Genomic DNA, 16,570 nt, shown 5'->3' with positions numbered 1-16,570 from the left:
AGGCTCAGGCGGGTTCGTGCACATCGCGCAGAAGCTCCGCGATTTCGGGAATGCAGGACCGGCAGTTGGTGCCGGCCCGGGTTGTCAGACCAACCGCTTCGGTCGTGCCCAGCCGCTCGGTCGCGATGGATCGTCGCAGCGAGGCGCGGGTGACGCCGAAGCAGGCGCAGAGCACGTCGCCGCCGGCAGCCGCACCCGACGGCGGCCGGTCGCCCAGGAGGGACAGCCGCGAGGTCAGCGGCACAACCGATCCCAGCAACCCGGCCAGCCAGTCCGTGGGCGGCAGGTCCGCACGCTCGGGTGCGACGGCGAGGTAGCCGACGAGGCGGCCATCGAGCAGAGCCGCGAGGCGCAGCACGCCAAGAGTGTCATCGGCCATGCTGATCGTCTCGGAGCCCAGCGGCAGCGGCAACATCGCGCCCGGGTCCGGCGGCAAAGGGTCGAGCCCCGTCAGCCGGGTCAGCCAACCGTGAGCCACAGGCACGCGCGACCAATGCGCCTCAGGCGAAGGCGGCACATCGGCCCCGGTCAGCATCACGCCATGCCAATGGGCGAGCAGCGGCGTGATGGCAGCCCGCGTCGCCTTCAGGTCCGGCTGGCCCGAGTAGGGGTCGTTCTCGGGCGTCACGAGGGTGCCGACCGCACCCGAAGCCGCGAAAGCCTCGGTCCAGTGCATCGGCACGAACACGTCCCGCGTGCGCTGGCCGGGGTCGATCGCGATGGGGAGCACCATGCGGCCATGCGCCGTCTCGATCTCGACCGGATCGCCGGCATGCAGCCGCATCGCCCGCGCGTCGCCCGGGTTGATCGAGACGGCGGCGGCCGGCGTGTGAGCCATGAGCTTCGGCACGAGGCCGGTGCGCGTCATGGTGTGCCACTGGTCGCGCAGCCGGCCGGTGTTGAGGGTGAAACCCGGATTGACCTCTGCCAAGGGGACCGGAACGGCGACGATGCGCGCGCGCGCGTCCGGCGTCGGGAAGCGGCCATCGCCAAACAGCCGCCCAGCCCCGGAGGTCGCGCCGAGCGGGTAGGGCCAGCGCGTCGGCTCCATCGCGTCATAGGCGTCGGCATCCAAGCCCGCGAGGCCACCGATGTCGAAGAGGCGTGATCCGTCGTTCTCGAAGGCCGAGAGAGCGGCGTGTTCGGCGAACACCTCGGCCGAACTCCTCCAGGCGAAGGCTTCTCCGAACCCCAGCCGCTGGGCGAGCCCGGCGAACAGCCGCCAGTCGGCGCGCGCCTCGCCGGGCGGCTCGCGGAAGCGGCGCTGGCGAGAGATGCAGCGCTCGGAATTGGTGACGGTGCCATCCTTCTCGCCCCAGCCCTCGGCGGGCAGCACGACATGGGCAAGACGCGTCGTATCCGTCTCCCAGCAGTCGGAGACGACGACGAAGGGGCACTGTGCAAGCGCCTCCCGCACAGCGCCCGCGCGCGGCATGGAGACAGCCGGGTTGGTGGCAGCGATCCAGATCGCGCGGATGCGGCCATCGGCCACGGCCTCGAACAGCTCCACCGCCTTGAGGCCGGGCTTCTCGGCCACGCGCGGCACACCCCAGAAGCGGGCGACGCGGTCCCGGTCGGCGGGTGTAAATTCCATGTGCGCGGCGAGCAGGTTGGTGAGGCCGCCGACCTCCCGCCCGCCCATCGCGTTGGGCTGGCCGGTAAGCGAGAACGGCCCCATGCCCGGCCGTCCGATCCGCCCGGTGGCGAGATGGACGTTGAGGATCGCCCCCACCTTGTCGGTGCCGTGCTTCGACTGGTTCACGCCCTGGGAGAACAGGGTCACGGTGCGCTCGGTCTCGACGAACCAGCCGTAGAACCGGGCGATGTCGGGCGCGGGCAGTTCGGTGGCCGCGGCGACGGCCGCGATGCTGCCGGCACCGTCGCGCGCCATCGCCAGCGCCTCATCCAGCCCGCCGGTGTGGCGCCCGACCCAGTCCAGGTCGATTGCGCCCCGCTCGTCGAGATGCACGAGCAGGCCGGCAAACAGCGCGATGTCGCTGCCGGGCGCGAGGGGCAGGAACAGATCCGCCTGATCCGCCGTCGCCGTGCGGCGCGGGTCGATCGCCACCAGCCGCGTGCCCCGCACAGCGCGCGCCGCGAGTAGCCGTTGATGCAGCACCGGATGACACCAGGCGGCGTTGCTGCCGACCATCACCGCGAGGTCCGTCTCGTCGAGATCGGCATAGACGCCCGGCACGATGTCCGCGCCGAAGCCGCGCTTATGCCCGGCGACGGTCGAGGCCATGCAGAGGCGCGAGTTCGTGTCCATGTTGGCGACGCCAAGGAAGCCTTTCATGAGCTTGTTGGCGACGTAGTAGTCCTCGGTGAGGAACTGGCCGGAGCCGTAGAAGGCGACGCTCTCCGGCCCGTGCTCGGCGATGGTGGCGGCAAAGCGCGCGGCCACAACGTCAAGCGCGGCATCGACACCCATTGCCGCCCCGTGCACGCGCGCTGTCAGCAGACGGTCGCGGTCGGCCAGCGTCTCCGCCAGCGCCGCGCCCTTCGAGCAGATGCGCCCGAGGTTCGCCGGGTGCACCGGATCGGGCTTGACGGCGCCGGCGCCCGTCACGATGCCGCAGCCGACGCCGCAGTACGGGCAGGTTGTCTGCACGCCCCGCTTCAAAGCTGCGCCATTCCGGCCTCGGCCTGGTTTGGCCGCCAGCGGATGCTGAACTGGGAGATGCCCGCGAAGGCTATCAGGGCGATGCCGGCGAAGATGAGGAAGCCGGTTTGGTAGGAGCCGGTGTACTGCTTGCAGAGGCCGAGGCTGGTGGCGAGATAGAAGCCGCCGATGCCGCCGGCCATGCCGACGAGGCCGGTCATGATGCCGATCTCCGCGCCGAAGCGCTGCGGCACCAGTTGGAAAACGGCGCCGTTGCCGAGGCCGAGCGACAGCATCCCGATGGCGAAGACCGGCAGGGCCAGGAAGACCGAGGGCAGGCCGATGCTCACCACCACCAGGGCGGTCGCCGCCACGAGGTAGACGATGGAGAGCGTCCGCACGCCGCCGATGCGGTCAGCGACGGCGCCCCCGAGCGGCCGCACCAGGGAGCCGAGGAACACGACCGCTGCCGTGGCGTAGCCCGCATGGACCGGCGAGAGATGATACTGGGTGTGAAAGTAGATGCTGAGGTAGGAGGCGAGGCCGACGAAGCCGCCGAAGGTGACGGCGTAGAACCCCATCAGGCACCAGGTGTCGCCGATGCCCAGCATCCGGATGTAGTGCGAGAAGGGGCGCGGCGGCGGGCAGGTGGGGCTGTCCTTGGCCAGCACGGTGAAGATGACGAGCGTCACCGTCAGCATGGCGGCGGCGATGCCGAAGACGTTGGTCCAGCCGAAGGCGACCGCGAGGCTTGGAGCGAACAGCGCGGCCAACACAGTGCCGGAGTTGCCGGCCCCTGCGATGCCCAGCGCCGTGCCCTGATGCTCGGACGGATACCAGCGGGAGGCGAGCGGCAGCGCGATGGCGAAGGCAGCGCCCGCGACGCCGAGGAACAAGGCCAGAGCAAGGACCTGATGGTAGCTGTGGATGCCGAAGAACCAGGCAGCGGCGAGGGCCAGGATGACGACGATCTGCATGGCGATGCCGACGCGGCGGGGCCTGAACTGATCGACCAGGAAGCCGTTCAGCACCCGCAGGAGGGCACCGGAGAGTACGGGCACGGCGACCATGAAGCCGAGTTGAGCCGGCTTCAGATGCAGCGTGTGTCCGATCTGGACGCCCAGCGGTCCGAGCAGCACCCAGACCATGAACGACATGTCGAAGTAGAGGAAGGCGCTGAATAGCGTCGGCAGATGACCGACATCGCGAAAACGCGTCTGCATAGTTTCGAGGCTCCAGGCGGCAACCGCCCTCGGACCGTCATTGGCCCGCGCACTCAATCGGAACCGGGTTGCCCCTTATCCGCACCGGACGACGCTGCCACTCTGCAGCGAAACCGACGGATGCCTCCCGGCACCGCGTACATCAGACAGTGCAAACTGCGTGCCAGCGCATCGATGGCGCCCCATCCACGATCGCGCCGGCTGTGTTGCCTGCCGATTAGGCGGGTGCCCGCAAAACAGGCGTGGTCAGGAAGGCAGCGTCATCTGCGGCTGGGTCAGGACGGAGAGGCCGAGATCCGACGCGGCCTCATCATGGAGCGTGGGCCGGTAGAGGTCGGGCAGCGCACCGTCAATCCAGCCCCAGCGTCGCATCTGCTCGCCGAACCACGCCCCGTGCGATGGGTAGGGAACACTCGCAGCCCCCGAGAAGCCTGGACGATCCGGCCCCGCCAGCGCCTGAAGCGTCGCGTCCTCGGGCAAGGCAAGACCATCCGCCCTGGCCAGTGCGGCCACGAGCCGCGCGTCACTCCCCGGATCATCGCACGGACGTCCGGCGCGCAGCAGCGCACGCACCAGCGCGCGGAGGGCGGCGGGATCGTCCTCGGCCACGGCCGCATCGACGGCCAATGCCTTCTCGGGATGCGCGGGCCAGATCTCGGTAGTGCCGATGAGGCGCATGCCCGCGCCGCTCGCCTGCGCCACCGCCCCCCAGGGTGCGCCTGCACAGAAGCCGTCGATCGTGCCGGCCGCCAGCGCATCGGCCGTTGCCTCCGGCGGCAGGGTGATGATCTCGACATCGCGGTCGGGGTCGATCCCGCCCGCCGCCAGCCAATAGCGCAGCAGCAGGTTGTGGGTGGAGTAGCCATGCACGACGGCCAGCCGCGGCGGCGGGATCTCGGAAAGAACCGCCTTCAGGCGCCGCGCCCGGCCGAGCGCGCTCCCAGTGATCCCGACGCGCACGGCGAGGTCTGGCGAAACCGTCAACGCATTGCCGCCCGTGCTGAGGCCCATAGGCAGGATCAGCCGACGCCGCGCGCCACGAAGGCCAGCAGCGATGGCGATCGCGAGCGGCGGCAGGATGACGGCGGCATCCAGCGCGCCGTAGCTGAGCTTGTCGGCGATGTTGGCCCAGGAAGGTTCCACGGAGAGCGCAACGCTCAGTCCCTCTGCCGCGAACAGGCCCTCGGCCGCCGCCATCACGACCGGCGCGCTATCCACCAGCCGCAGCAGCCCCAGCCGCAGGTCCCGGCTCATGCTCTCAATTCTCCGCCGTCGCCATGATCTGCGCCGCCACCTCGACGATGCGCTTCTGGCTCTCCATGGCGCGCCTGCGCAACCGGCGATAGGCGTCGGGCTCCGACAGGCCGTGGCGGCGCATCAGCACCGTTTTCGCACGCGCGACGAGGGCCCGTTCCTCCAGCTGCTCCTCGGCGCGCCGCAAGTCCGCTTCCATCTGGCGATAGCGGTCGAACAGGGCGACGGCCACCCGGATGACCACCTTCACGTCGGGCAGGGACGCGCCGACGACGTTGTAGGAGGAGACACCAGCGGCGATCGCGTCGTGCATGAATGCGGGGTCATCGTCATCCACGAACAGCACGACCGGCAGCGGGGCGTGCGCCCGCAGCGCCCGCAAAGCCTCGAGCCCGTCACGGTCTGGCCGGCCCATGTCGACAAGCACGAGATCGGCGCCGGCGCGGCGGACACCCTCCAGAAGGCTTTCCCTCGGGCCGATACGAGCGACCTGTGCCGCGCCACTCAACGCCGCCGCAACCAGTCCTGCCCGTTCGGCGTCATTATCCGCGAGCAGAACCTTCACGAAGGTGCAAAATCCTTGGTCACCACAGGCGGCCTCTCCGCCGAGTGCCGCTTATGTGGGCATGACCTCAGCCCATAGACAAGGATCTTGTGCAGCGCATCATGCGGTCATGGAACCGTTCGACAGCGTCGATACCTTCGATCTCAGGCTGTTGATGAGCGGCATCGCGTTGCCGGCGGTGACAAGGGACGCGAAATCCGACCGCTGCACGGCCACGCGGCTGATGGTGCCATCCAGCAGCACGTCCACGGCCTTCCAGCCGGCATCCTCGTCCCGCATCACGTAATCGATCCGCAGCGGGTCCCGTCCATGTTTGGTGATGGTGGTGGTGACCACGCGCTCGCTGCCGACAGGGCGGGTTGTCGGATCCACGGCAATGACGCGATCCTTGGCCGACCGGAAGCTCGCCACATAGTTGGCGATCGTGTAGCTGCGGAAGACCTGGAACAGGGTTTGCTGCTGCGCCGGCGGCAGGGTGCTCCAGAATGCGCCGACCGAGATGCGCAGGATGCCCGAGAGGTCGAAGGCAGCGTCCACGGCCGGCGCCAGCATCTGGTAACGCTGCCGGAATGGCAGGCTGTGGCCGGTCTTCATTGCCTGGAGTAGGCTGCTGTAGAACTGCGTGACCGGGACGGTCGCCGGATCTGCCGCGTTTTGCGCCGCCGCCTGGCGGGCGGTCAGAAGGAGGGGGAGGCTCATCGCGATTAGCTGTCTTCTGGACGCTGGCACCGTGTTTCTCCCTGCCATTGTTGACGCGGTATAACGCGTGTAGGGGTCGCGTGGGGACCTGTAGATGGCGGAAGATGCCGTTTTTTCCAACTGTGCCAGTCTTGCCGGCGCGCTCCGGACCCGCCCCGTGTTCATTTCCGGCCAGGCGCGTGGGCCTGCGGGGGTCCACCCCGGTTTGCGCCGTTGAGGTTGCGCGATGATCGCTCAGGCTAACGTGACGCTGCCGCCTCTCCTGCTCGCGACGCTGCTGCTGGTGTCTGCTGCGATCGTGGTGAGGTTGCGCCCGCGCTGGCCGCTCTCCGTTCAACTCGCCACCCGCGTCGTCGTCTTCGCGCTGCTGACGATCCTGGTGCAGAGGCTGCTCGGGTCGCCGCTATCACCCCATTACAGCGCGATCTCCGCCGGGCGCGATGTCTGGGAGCATCTGATCGAAGCCGGGTGGTGGCTTCTGGTGGCGCGCGTGGGCGTCACCCTGGTCAGGCTGTTCGTCGTCCTCGAGCATCGTCCGCGCGAGACGCAGATCGTGTCAGACCTCATGGCCGGCGGCATCTACCTTGCGACGCTGCTCGCCATCGTGAACTTCGTCTTCTCGGTGCCGATCGCCGGCCTGCTCGCGACCTCCGGCGTCATCGCGATCGTCCTCGGTCTCGCGCTCCAGAACACCCTGGCGGATGTCTTCTCCGGCGTCGCCGTCGGCATCGAGAGGCCGTACAAGGCTGGCGACCTCATCTGGGTCGAGGGAGACATCCAGGGTCACGTCGTGGAGGTGACATGGCGCTCGACGCACATCGCCACCTTCCAGAGCACCATCGCAATCGTGCCGAACAGCGTTATGGCGAAGGCGCGGCTGGTCAACCGCAGCCGGCCCGACCCGACGCGAGGCGACACGATCGCGATAAAGCTGGATGCCGCGGTCGCGCCGGAGCGATGCGTCGCTGCCCTGGATGCGGCCGTGCGCGCGTCGATGGTGCCGCTTGCGGCGCCTGCGCCATCCGTCTCCTTCAACGGCCTGCAAGGCGACGGTGCCGCCTATGAGATCGCCTATTCGGTCGCCTCAAGCGCGCTGCTGGACAAGGCCCGGACAGAGGTGCTCGGGCAGATCCACCGCCATTTGCGCCATGCGGGCATAGCGCTGGCGGTAGCCGGCGTCGCCAGCCCGGCCCTGGTGCGAATTCCGATGCCGGTGGACATGCTGGAGCAGTCCGACCTGTTCGGCATGCTGAACGCCGACGAGCGCCAGTCGCTGGCCGCGCGCTTCGAAGAGGTCCGCATGGAGCCGGGGGTCGCTCTGTTCCATGAAGGCGACGTGCCGAATTACTTATTTCTGATGGCGAGCGGCGTCGTCGAGATCACCAAGACCGGGCCCTCTGGTCCACACGTCATCCATCGCATGAGCCCCGGCGAAAGCCTCGGTGCGGTCGGTCTCATCACGGGCACGGCCTATGCGGCGACCGCGAGGGCGCTGACGCCGGTGAAGGTCTTCAGGATGGACAAGGCGTCGGTTGCCGCCGCTATCGTAACCACGCCCAGTCTTGCAGCCGGGCTGGAGGCGCTGGCCGAGCAGGGCCGCACGGCGCTGGCCCGGGACGCGGCCGCCGCCGACCAGCGGCAGCATCCGGTTCCGCCGGAGGAACTCCGCTCCAGGCTACGCAGCTTCCTCAGGGTTTTGACGGCGGACTGATGCGCGGCGCCGGGCGATAGCCGGGCGGATAGCGGCGCGGGCCCGGCTTCGGCACGAAGTGAGCGCGGCTATCCAGGGCCAACACGGCCAGACCGCCGGCTATGGCCAGGGCACCCGGGAGGAGCAGGCTGAACAGAAAACGCCGGCGCGGCATCGGTGAGCGGCGCGGCGGCTCCGGAATGGGCTCGAGGAAGGGCCGCGCGCTGCCGAGGCCCATCATCATATGTCCTCTGGTCCTTGCGGCCTTCCTGTTCACTGGCACGTTTGTCCCCGCGACATTGGCGCCTTGAGGAATACCGGCGCTCCTGAGGGGGCGCCGGTGTGCCTCTCCACGCTCTGCGGTATGCGCCGGCTACGGCACCGGACGAAGCAGGGGCTCGCGGGCCCAGATCCGCCCGGTCGCGGCGATCTCCGCGAAGCCCGATGCAGCAGCGGGCTCCAGCCCGACGACGCCCTGATCCTGCCCGACGCCGGCCGCCTGAAGCAGCGGCAGCGCTCCCGGCGTATGGCCGATTACCTTCAGGTGCGAATAAGCGTCCATCACCCACTGCAATGCCGCAGGCTGCTTCGATAGGCGCTGTGCCGCGTCGGGGGTCACGATGACAGCCACGGCATCGAACAACACCGACGATCCGCCGGCCAGCTGGTAGTAGTTGGCAGGCGGCAAACCAGAGAGCGCAGCCGTTGCGGTGCCAACGCGGGGCGCCACAAGCGCAAGCTGTCCACCGTTTTTCTGAATGGCCGTCTGCAGGGCCTCGACCAGCGATATGTCGCTGCCCTCGTCGATCAGGATGCCGACCCGGCAGCCGTCCAGACTCTTTGGCGCCTTGGCCAGAAGGCTGAGTGCCGGAGAGACCGGCAGGTCGGTACGCGTTGGCCGGGCCGCCGCCGCGGGCGACACGCTCTCCATCTCAAGGCCGCGGGCGATGCGGTCGGAAAGGTCCTGCCGGATGTTTGCCAGCTGCGCCAGCATGGCCTGCCGGATCTCGACCGTCTCGACCTTGCTTAGCTCGAACACCAGCGCCGCAACGATATGATCCTGCTCCGGCTTGGTCTGGCTGTCGAAGAACTGGCGGGCCTGGCTGAAATGATCGGCGAAGGTCTCGGACCGATGGCGAACCTTCGGGCCCTCCACCGGCTGCGGAAAGCTATGATAACCGGTCTTGGGGTTCTCCCGAGGCGTGTTCACTCCGAGGCTGTTGGGCTCGTAGTTTACCCGTCCCGCCGGAACCTGCATCTGCATGTGGCCGTCGCGCTGGAAGTTGGCCATGGGGCAGCGCGGCTGGTTGATCGGGATCTGGTTGAAGTTGGGGCCGCCGAGACGCGTAAGCTGCGTATCGAAGTAGGAGAAGTTGCGGCCCTGCAGCAACGGGTCGTCGCTGAAATCGATGCCGGGCACGATGTTTGCGGTGCAGAACGCGACCTGCTCGGTCTCCGCGAAGAAGTTCTTCACGTTCTGGTCAAGAACCATGCGTCCGACCGGCCGGAGCGGCACCAACTCCTCCGGGATCAGCTTCGTCGCGTCGAGGATATCGAACGGGAACTTGTCGGCGAAGTCTTGATCGAACATTTGGACCGACAGCTCCCACTCGGGGAAGTCGCCGCTCTCGATGGCGTTCCAGAGATCGCGGCGATGGAAATCCGGATCGGCGCCGTTGATCTTCAGCGCCTCGTCCCAGATCACCGACCGCGACCCGATCTTCGGGCGCCAGTGGAACTTCACGAAGGTGGATTGGCCGCTCGCGTTGACGAGGCGGTAGGTGTGGACGCCGAACCCCTCCATCATGCGCATCGACCGCGGGATGCCGCGATCCGACATCACCCACATCATCATGTGCATCGCCTCGGGGGTCAGCGAGATGAAGTCGTAGAATGTGTCGTGCGCCGACTGCGCCTGCGGAAATCCGCGGTCCGGCTCCTGCTTCACCGAGTGGATGAGGTCCGGGAACTTGATGGCGTCCTGAATGAAGAACACCGGGATGTTGTTGCCGACGAGGTCCCAGTTGCCTTCCTCGGTATAGAACTTGACGGCGAAGCCGCGCACATCGCGGGCGAGATCGCCTGAGCCCTTGTTGCCAGCCACCGTGGAGAAGCGGGCGAACACCGGAACCCTCGACCCGGCGCGCTGGAACAGATCGGCGCGGCTGTGGTCGGCGAGCGGGTTCGTCACTTCGAAGTAGCCATGCGCGGCATAGCCGCGGGCGTGAACGACGCGCTCCGGGATGCGCTCGTGGTCGAAATGCATGATCTTCTCACGCAGGACGAAGTCTTCGAGGAGGGCCGGTCCGCGCGCTCCCGCCGTCAGCGAGTTCTGAGCGTCGGCGATAACCACGCCTGAATTCGTCGTGAGGTCGGGGTGGGAGCCTCCGGCGACCTGATGCACCTCCGCCGGCGCGGTTGCAGCGGCCGCCGCATGGCTGGCCTTGTCTCGACGCGAGACAGTCATCTCGAACCTCCGTCCTTGTTACTGACCGCCTCGATATGAGCCGCGCCCGGGCGCTTTCAATTCGAAGTTTCGCGGCTGGCAGCGGCGTGCCTTGGCCGGAGACCGATCTGCCCCCGGAGGCCGGGACAGATCGGGGACCTCTCAGCGCGTCTTCAGACCTCGCAGCTTGGTCATTTGCGTCTTGAGGGACTGCGCCACCTGAAAGCCGGTGGAGGTACGGCTCACGAGATAGCGTGGCCGGAGGGTGCCGCCGAAACCGGTCAGGAGCATGTGGTTCGTCCGGCTGTCGACGCCGTCCAGGTCGAAGATCCTGCCGGCCGCCGCCGCATCCTGGATGGCCGTCCAGATCAGCAGGCTGATCGCGCCGTTGCCGGAATCCGGCGCCCTGGTCGACATGAGGTAGTATTCCGCCTCATCGTCCCAGGCCGTGAAGATGGCGGCTTGCGGGGAGCCCGTCGCATCGCTGGCCACCAGGATGCGGCCGCGTCCGTGCTCCAGGCAGGCCGCGACCATGTTCGTCCGGATCCGCAGGTCATAGTGGTTCCGGATGCCGCGCTGCCGCAGGTTCTCCTGGTAGAACTCGAAGAACAGCGCAGGATCGTCGATGGCCTGCGGGATGAGGCTTTCCTGCGCGCGACGGATCACGTTGCGCGTCTTGTCCCGCATCTCGCGCCACAGGCGGTCGGGCGTGCTGGGTTGAATCTCGACCGTGAAACGAACGCCGGTGGAGAAGCCGGCGGCCTCGAAGGCCAGCGTCTCCGTCTCGCGCCGATGCAGCGCGAACCAGGTGTGCCCAGCCTGCGGGAGTTGGGCGATGAGCGCGCTGCTGATCGTGAACCGGCGAAGGGAGCGGCCGCGCTCGCCTGACGGCACGTCGGCGGACAGCGACGGGCCCAGCACATGGGTCATCGTCGGCATCACCAGCGCCGTCTGCCACCCGATCTTGCGCTGGCGGAGGTAGGGCAGGCGCCCGATGACCACATTGTCTGCGGTATAGACCGCCTCCTCGTAGGCGCCGTCGCTTGCGGCGGAGAGCCACCAGGGCTCATGAAAGATCGTCGCCACCGGAAATTTGGGCGCAGGCGAGCGGGCGGGCTTGGCCGGTGCATCGCCCCGGGCAGACTGCGGGCGGGCGCCGGCCCGCTTGCGGTCCGTCGGTTTCGCGTTGGAATCCTCTACCTCGGCATCGGGCAGAGGCGACAGACTGGCCATTGACGACTCACCATCAGCTCTTGAGTAGATGTGCAAAAGAGCTTCGAGCGGGCCGCGCGGCAATTAGACAAATAGCAGTAGCGGAGACGCGCTCTACTGCACGCAAAGGCCTGCTTTACGGCTGTGACTGGCTCTGGAATCGCCGGGCGGTCGCCGATGCTTCAGGAGAACGGCCGCCGATCGGGCCGGAGGCGCCATTCCATTGCCCGGCGCATTGGCGTATGGCGGGCTTCCTCCGGGCGCGGGAACGCGGTGCGCGACCGGGCGGCATAGCCGTCTCTATCGCCGCCAGAGGAGGGCCGCGTTGGTATCTGTTGCTTCTATTGTCTCGAGCGACGCCATCGACAACACGGCGCACATCGTGCAGGTCGCCCTCACGCCAATCTTTCTATTGACCGGCGCGGCCACATTGCTTGGCGTGTTCAACACCCGCCTGGCCTACGTGTCGGATCATGCCGAGCATACGGAGGAACTGCTCAGGGCGGCCGAAGATGATGAGGACCGCAGCCGGCTCGTGGCTCATCAGGCTCGGCTGAGGCACCGTCTTCAGGCGCTGGACGCGGCCATGGCGCTGACGGCGCTGGGTGGCGCTGCGACCTGCGGCACCGTCTGCATCCTGTTTCTGGGCGGCGTGCAGAACAAGGGCGTGGCTTCCTGGCTGGTGATCTCCTTCGGCTTCGCGCTGCTTTGCGTCGTTGGCGGCTTGGCGGCCTTCCTCGTCGACACTCTGCTGGCCTGGCATGGCATCAGGCAGGACGGCCCGATGCCGCGACCCAAGTGAACACTCTGGAAGCGGCTGCCAGCTCGCCCATATTGCGTCCATGCGCTGCCTACTGCTCATGACGCTACTCGCCCTGTCGGGCTGCTCGATCCTTGCGGCACCCTGCCGGATCACCTCGGCGGCGGTAGGCTCGGTGCCAGTCGTGGGCGGCGCGGCGGCCACGCCTACGAACGCCTGTGGCAACGTGATCGATCCCTGACGGCGGGCGAGGCTAGTTAGCGTCAGGCGTGACCGGGACCGCGGCGCTCAACCCCCAGCCTAGGCGGAGCAAATCGCCTTCCGCCGGCAGCCCATCCGCACCCCGGATCGCCAGGCTCACTTCCAGCGCCGGATGAACGGGCGTCTCCACCACCAGTTGCATGACGGTGCCGGCATAGAGGGCCGTGGTGATGCGCCCGGTGACCACATTCGCCGCGTCCTCGTGATCGTTCAGGACCATGATCTTGTTCGGGCGGAGCGCCAGGACGACGGTCTCGCCCACCACGGGAATCCAGCCGGGCGCGAGCGCCTGATGCAAGGGCGCTCCCTGGCACTCCAGCGTCACCGCGTTGCCCGTCGCCGTCACCCGCGCCTCGAGGAAATTGCTGCGGCCGAGAAAGCCCGCGACGAAACGCGAGCCGGGACGCTCGAACAGCTCCGCCGGCGAGCCCATCTGCATCAGCCGTCCGCCGCGCATGATGGCGATGCGGTCGGACATGGTGATCGCCTCCTCCTGGTCATGCGTGACGTTGACGAAGGTGGTCCCGATCCGCGCGTGCAGGCGCTTGAGTTCGATCTGCAGCTCCGTCCGCAGGCTTTTGTCGAGCGCCGAAAGCGGTTCGTCGAGCAGGAGCAGGTTGGGGCGGAACACCAGCGCCCGGGCCAGCGCCACGCGCTGCTGCTGGCCGCCCGAAAGCTGCGCCGGCCGGCGGTCTTCGAGATGCCCGAGTTGCACGAGTTCGAGCGTCTCCCGCACGCGCCTCTCCCGCTCCGCTTTCGGCACGCGGCGGACCTTCAGCGGGTAGGCGACGTTCTCCGCCACCGTCATGTGCGGAAAGAGGGCATAGCCCTGGAACACGACGCCGAACTCCCGCGCCTCGGGCGGCAGCGCGGTGATCGGCCGGCCGTCGAGCAGGATCTCGCCAGAGGTCGGCTGGACGAAACCGGCAATCGCCATGAGCACCGTCGTCTTGCCCGAACCCGACGGGCCGAGCAGCGTCAGAAACTCGCCCGCCGCGACGTCGAGCGAGAGGTCGTCGATCGCGACCGTCCCCTGGTAGCGCTTGGTGAGGCCGCGCAGGCCGAGGGCGTGCGCGGTCATGTCTTCTCGGGCGTGGGGGCGGTGCCGCGGAGATCGCGCCACAGGAGTGCCGCCGCGACGACGACCGTGACCAGCATCATCATGGCCGAGACGGCGGCGACGGCGGGGTCGAGATTGTCATGGATCTCCTCGAAGATCATGCGGGGCAGGGTGAAGATGTGCCGGGCGGTGACGAACATCGTCACCACGATCTCGTCCCAGGAGGTGATGAAGGCAAATACCGCGCCGGCCATGATGCCGGGCCGCGCGGCGGGCACCAGGATCGCCCAGGCGGTGCGGAAAGCGCCGGCGCCGAGCGTTCGGCTCGCCTGCTCGATGCGGCGGTCGGTATTGGCGAGGGACGCGGTCACGGTCAGGAACACGAAGGGCGTCGCCAGGATGGTGTGCGCGATGACGATGCCGAGCCAGCTGTCGAAGATGCCGAAATCGACCCAGACGCGATACATGCCGAGCGCCGACACCACCGACGGCACGATGAGTGGCAGCAGCACGAGGATGCGCAAAGCGGGAATGACCCAATGCCCGGCCATCCTCCACGCGGTGATGGCGGTCGCGGTGCCGATGGCGACCGCCGCGATCATGGTGAGCGTCGCGATCACCACGCTCTGGCCGATCGCGGACAGCCAGTCGGCGGAGGCGAAGACGGCGGCGTAATGACTGAAGGAGATGCCGCCCGAGGGCAGCGAGATCCAGCGGTTCGGCGTGACGGAGACCGGGAACACCACGAGCATCGGCGCTGCCAGGAATACCAGCACCAGCCAGGCGAGGATGCGAAACGGGAGCGTGGTCCAGTCGACGCGCCTCATGACGGCAGGATCCGGCGCGTGCCGAGCAAGCGGCCGGCAATCCCCAGAACCAGGAACGTCAGCACCAGCAGCACCACCGCCTGAGCGGCGGCAAAGCCCCAACGCAATTCTTCCAGCACGGTCACGCTCACATATTCGGCGAGCATGACGACGCGGCCGCCGCCAAGGATCGACGGCGTGATGAAGAAGCCGAGGCTGAAGACGAACACGATGACCGCCGCCGCCGCGATGCCCGGCAGCGTCAGCGGCACGAAGATGGAGAGGAAGGTCCGGACGCGCCCGGCGCCCAGGCTGTGGCTCGCGCGGATCAGCGCAGGGTCGATCGCCTGCATGGCGGCGATCAGCGGCAGCACAGCATAGGGCAGCAGATAATGCACCATGCCGATCAATACGCCGGTCTCGTTGCGCACCAAGGCGAGCGGCTGAGAGATCAACCCCACGGCGCGCAGCGTGTTGTTCACCACGCCGTTGTCGTCGAGCAGAATGAGCCACGCGAAAGCGCGCACGAGCACCGAAATCCACAACGTCAGCAGGACCAGCGCCAGCATGATGCGGCGACGCCGGGGCGGCGCATGAACCATGACGCAGGCGAGAAGATAGGCGACGGAGACGGAAATGACCGTCGTGATGGCGCAGATGCGGAAGGTGTTGAACATCACCCGCCGCGGCCCGTGGTAGATGACAAGGCGCTCGAAGTTGCCGATGCCGACCTCAGGGTCGGTGACGCTCAGCAACAACACCCGCACGAGCGGATATAGGTAGAACACACCGAGAAGGATCACGACCGGCACCAGCAACAGCCAATACCGGTCGAGCTTCAGCACGGACCTCAAAGCGAACTAGCCGGACATCGCATCCAGCCATTGCCCGACCGCATCGTCGTAGTGCTTCGCGTACCACTCCTCGTCGCGGTTGATCTGTAAACCGATGTTGGCCGGGCTGCTGGGGTCCATAGCCGCCAAATCGCCCGTCGCCATCTTGGATGCGGCAGGGTTTGCCGGCCCGTTGCCGAGCAGCTTCAGCAGAACCAGCTGCCGCGCCGGATCCTGGCAGGAGGCGATGAACTTGTTTGAAGCCGCCGGGTCCTTCACGCCCTTGGGGATTGTCATGGCGCCCGGAGTGCGAATGCCCTGGTTGAAGGTGTAGTCGACGCGCCCCTTGGTGTCGCGCTTGAGCACGCTTGCCCGGGTGTTCCAGATGCAGGCCATGGTGACCTCGCTGTCCATGAACATCTGCTGGGACGACGCGCCCGAATCCCAGAGGATCAGGTTGTCGCCGAGCGTCTTCGCCTTCTTGATGATGCGGTCCATGTCCATCGGGTAGAGCTTGTCGGGCGCCACACCGTCGGCGAGCAGGATCGGCTCGCCGGTACCCATGAAATACTTCCAGGTCGAACGCTTGCCTGGATACTTCTGGAGGTCGAAGAAATCCGCCCAGGTCGGCACGCCCTTCACTTTGGTCGTGTCGTAGGCAAGGACGTAGCTGTAGACGTAGTCGCTGACGCCCCACTTCCAGGCGAAGTTCGGCCACACCTTTGCCTTGTCGACGATGGTGTAGTCGATGGGGTCGAGGAAACCGGCGTCGCCCAGCTGGATGCCGTAATAGCCGTCGCCGTCCGACACGTCCCAGATGACGTTGTTCGCCTGCACCTGCTGCTTGATGTTGCTCGGCAGCGGACCGGAGCCGTCGAGATGCACCTTGATGCCCGTGTCCTTGGTGAAGGGATCGCCCCAGGCCGTGGCCCAGGCCGCCAGCGCATCGCCACCGAAGTTGGCGACCGTGATCTCCTTCGTGTCGGCAAAGGCGGCGCGGCTACCGGCGACTGTCGCGGCACCGGCGCCGAGGCCGAGCGCGCCTATCAGCCGGACGAAATCGCGGCGCCCGAGGCGGCCCGCCGCCATCTCCTGCTGCGCGAGTAGGGCGAGATCCTGTCCAAAGCTTGGACGTTGCAGGCTCATGCGGCGAGATCCT

General features: G+C 67.5%; 15 protein-coding genes. 3 read left to right on the top strand and 12 right to left on the bottom strand.

Annotated elements, in window-relative coordinates; all coding sequences use genetic code 11:
• Nucleotides 1-4: 4 nt before the first annotated feature.
• The 5 genes from ACOEQ1_RS13360 to ACOEQ1_RS13340 form a co-directional block, all read right to left on the bottom strand.
• On the bottom strand, nt 5-2,611 hold the full coding sequence (locus ACOEQ1_RS13360) for a molybdopterin-dependent oxidoreductase (RefSeq protein ID WP_419759735.1): 2,607 nt from the start codon (nt 2,609-2,611) through the stop codon (nt 5-7).
• 8 nt (nt 2,612-2,619) lie between these two features.
• Nucleotides 2,620-3,825, bottom strand: coding sequence for a nitrate/nitrite transporter (locus ACOEQ1_RS13355; RefSeq protein ID WP_419759734.1), 1,206 nt, complete (start codon nt 3,823-3,825; stop codon nt 2,620-2,622).
• 246 nt (nt 3,826-4,071) lie between these two features.
• The gene (locus ACOEQ1_RS13350) at nt 4,072-5,079 is read right to left on the bottom strand and encodes a CmpA/NrtA family ABC transporter substrate-binding protein (RefSeq protein ID WP_419759733.1); all 1,008 of its coding nucleotides are present in this window, start codon (nt 5,077-5,079) and stop codon (nt 4,072-4,074) included.
• A 4-nt stretch (nt 5,080-5,083) separates the two neighbouring features.
• Nucleotides 5,084-5,644 carry an ANTAR domain-containing response regulator gene (locus ACOEQ1_RS13345; protein ID WP_419759732.1) on the bottom strand — a complete coding sequence of 187 codons (561 nt, stop codon included), beginning with the start codon at nt 5,642-5,644 and terminating at the stop codon, nt 5,084-5,086.
• Nucleotides 5,645-5,743: 99 nt separating this feature from the next.
• Complete coding sequence (locus tag ACOEQ1_RS13340) at nt 5,744-6,343, bottom strand: ABC transporter substrate-binding protein (RefSeq protein WP_419759731.1); 600 nt, start codon at nt 6,341-6,343, stop codon at nt 5,744-5,746.
• Between the two features lie 226 nt (nt 6,344-6,569).
• Between ACOEQ1_RS13340 and ACOEQ1_RS13335 the strand changes: the two genes are divergently transcribed.
• Entirely contained in the window at nt 6,570-8,054 is a 1,485-nt protein-coding gene (locus ACOEQ1_RS13335) for a mechanosensitive ion channel family protein (RefSeq protein ID WP_419759730.1), read from the top strand.
• Here ACOEQ1_RS13335 and ACOEQ1_RS13330 read toward each other — a convergent pair.
• The 3 genes from ACOEQ1_RS13330 to ACOEQ1_RS13320 form a co-directional block, all read right to left on the bottom strand.
• Nucleotides 8,032-8,277, bottom strand: a complete 246-nt coding sequence (locus ACOEQ1_RS13330) for a hypothetical protein (RefSeq protein WP_419759729.1) — start codon at nt 8,275-8,277, stop codon at nt 8,032-8,034. The genes ACOEQ1_RS13335 and ACOEQ1_RS13330 overlap by 23 nt on opposite strands.
• A 129-nt stretch (nt 8,278-8,406) precedes the next feature.
• A complete protein-coding gene (locus tag ACOEQ1_RS13325) occupies nt 8,407-10,500 on the bottom strand; it encodes a catalase (protein WP_419759728.1) in 2,094 nt (697 codons plus the stop codon).
• A gap of 141 nt (nt 10,501-10,641) precedes the next feature.
• On the bottom strand, nt 10,642-11,712 hold the full coding sequence (locus tag ACOEQ1_RS13320; RefSeq protein WP_419759727.1) for a GNAT family N-acetyltransferase: 1,071 nt from the start codon (nt 11,710-11,712) through the stop codon (nt 10,642-10,644).
• Nucleotides 11,713-12,016: 304 nt separating this feature from the next.
• Here ACOEQ1_RS13320 and ACOEQ1_RS13315 point away from each other — a divergent pair, with 304 nt between their 5' ends.
• Together ACOEQ1_RS13315 and ACOEQ1_RS13310 are read left to right on the top strand one after the other, a co-directional pair.
• Complete coding sequence (locus ACOEQ1_RS13315; RefSeq protein WP_419759726.1) at nt 12,017-12,493, top strand: DUF2721 domain-containing protein; 477 nt, start codon at nt 12,017-12,019, stop codon at nt 12,491-12,493.
• 58 nt (nt 12,494-12,551) lie between these two features.
• Nucleotides 12,552-12,692, top strand: a complete 141-nt coding sequence (locus ACOEQ1_RS13310; protein WP_419759725.1) for a DUF6726 family protein — start codon at nt 12,552-12,554, stop codon at nt 12,690-12,692.
• A 12-nt stretch (nt 12,693-12,704) separates the two neighbouring features.
• Here ACOEQ1_RS13310 and ACOEQ1_RS13305 read toward each other — a convergent pair whose 3' ends face one another.
• The 4 genes from ACOEQ1_RS13305 to ACOEQ1_RS13290 are packed head-to-tail and all read right to left on the bottom strand — an operon-like array spanning nt 12,705 to nt 16,557.
• Nucleotides 12,705-13,793: an ABC transporter ATP-binding protein gene (locus ACOEQ1_RS13305; protein ID WP_419759724.1), complete on the bottom strand. Its 1,089-nt coding sequence runs from the start codon at nt 13,791-13,793 to the stop codon at nt 12,705-12,707.
• The gene (locus ACOEQ1_RS13300; protein ID WP_419759723.1) at nt 13,790-14,599 is read right to left on the bottom strand and encodes an ABC transporter permease; all 810 of its coding nucleotides are present in this window, start codon (nt 14,597-14,599) and stop codon (nt 13,790-13,792) included. Before ACOEQ1_RS13300 ends, ACOEQ1_RS13305 begins: the two co-directional genes overlap by 4 nt.
• Nucleotides 14,596-15,423, bottom strand: a complete 828-nt coding sequence (locus tag ACOEQ1_RS13295) for an ABC transporter permease (RefSeq protein ID WP_419759722.1) — start codon at nt 15,421-15,423, stop codon at nt 14,596-14,598. The genes ACOEQ1_RS13300 and ACOEQ1_RS13295 overlap by 4 nt, the downstream gene beginning before the upstream one ends.
• 15 nt (nt 15,424-15,438) lie before the next feature.
• On the bottom strand, nt 15,439-16,557 hold the full coding sequence (locus ACOEQ1_RS13290; RefSeq protein ID WP_419759721.1) for an ABC transporter substrate-binding protein: 1,119 nt from the start codon (nt 16,555-16,557) through the stop codon (nt 15,439-15,441).
• Between the last annotated feature and the right edge of the window lie 13 nt (nt 16,558-16,570).

Source organism: Acidisoma sp. (assembly GCF_965199065.1).
Lineage (GTDB): Bacteria > Pseudomonadota > Alphaproteobacteria > Acetobacterales > Acetobacteraceae > Acidisoma.
This window is presented reverse-complemented; position numbering and strand designations above follow the sequence as displayed.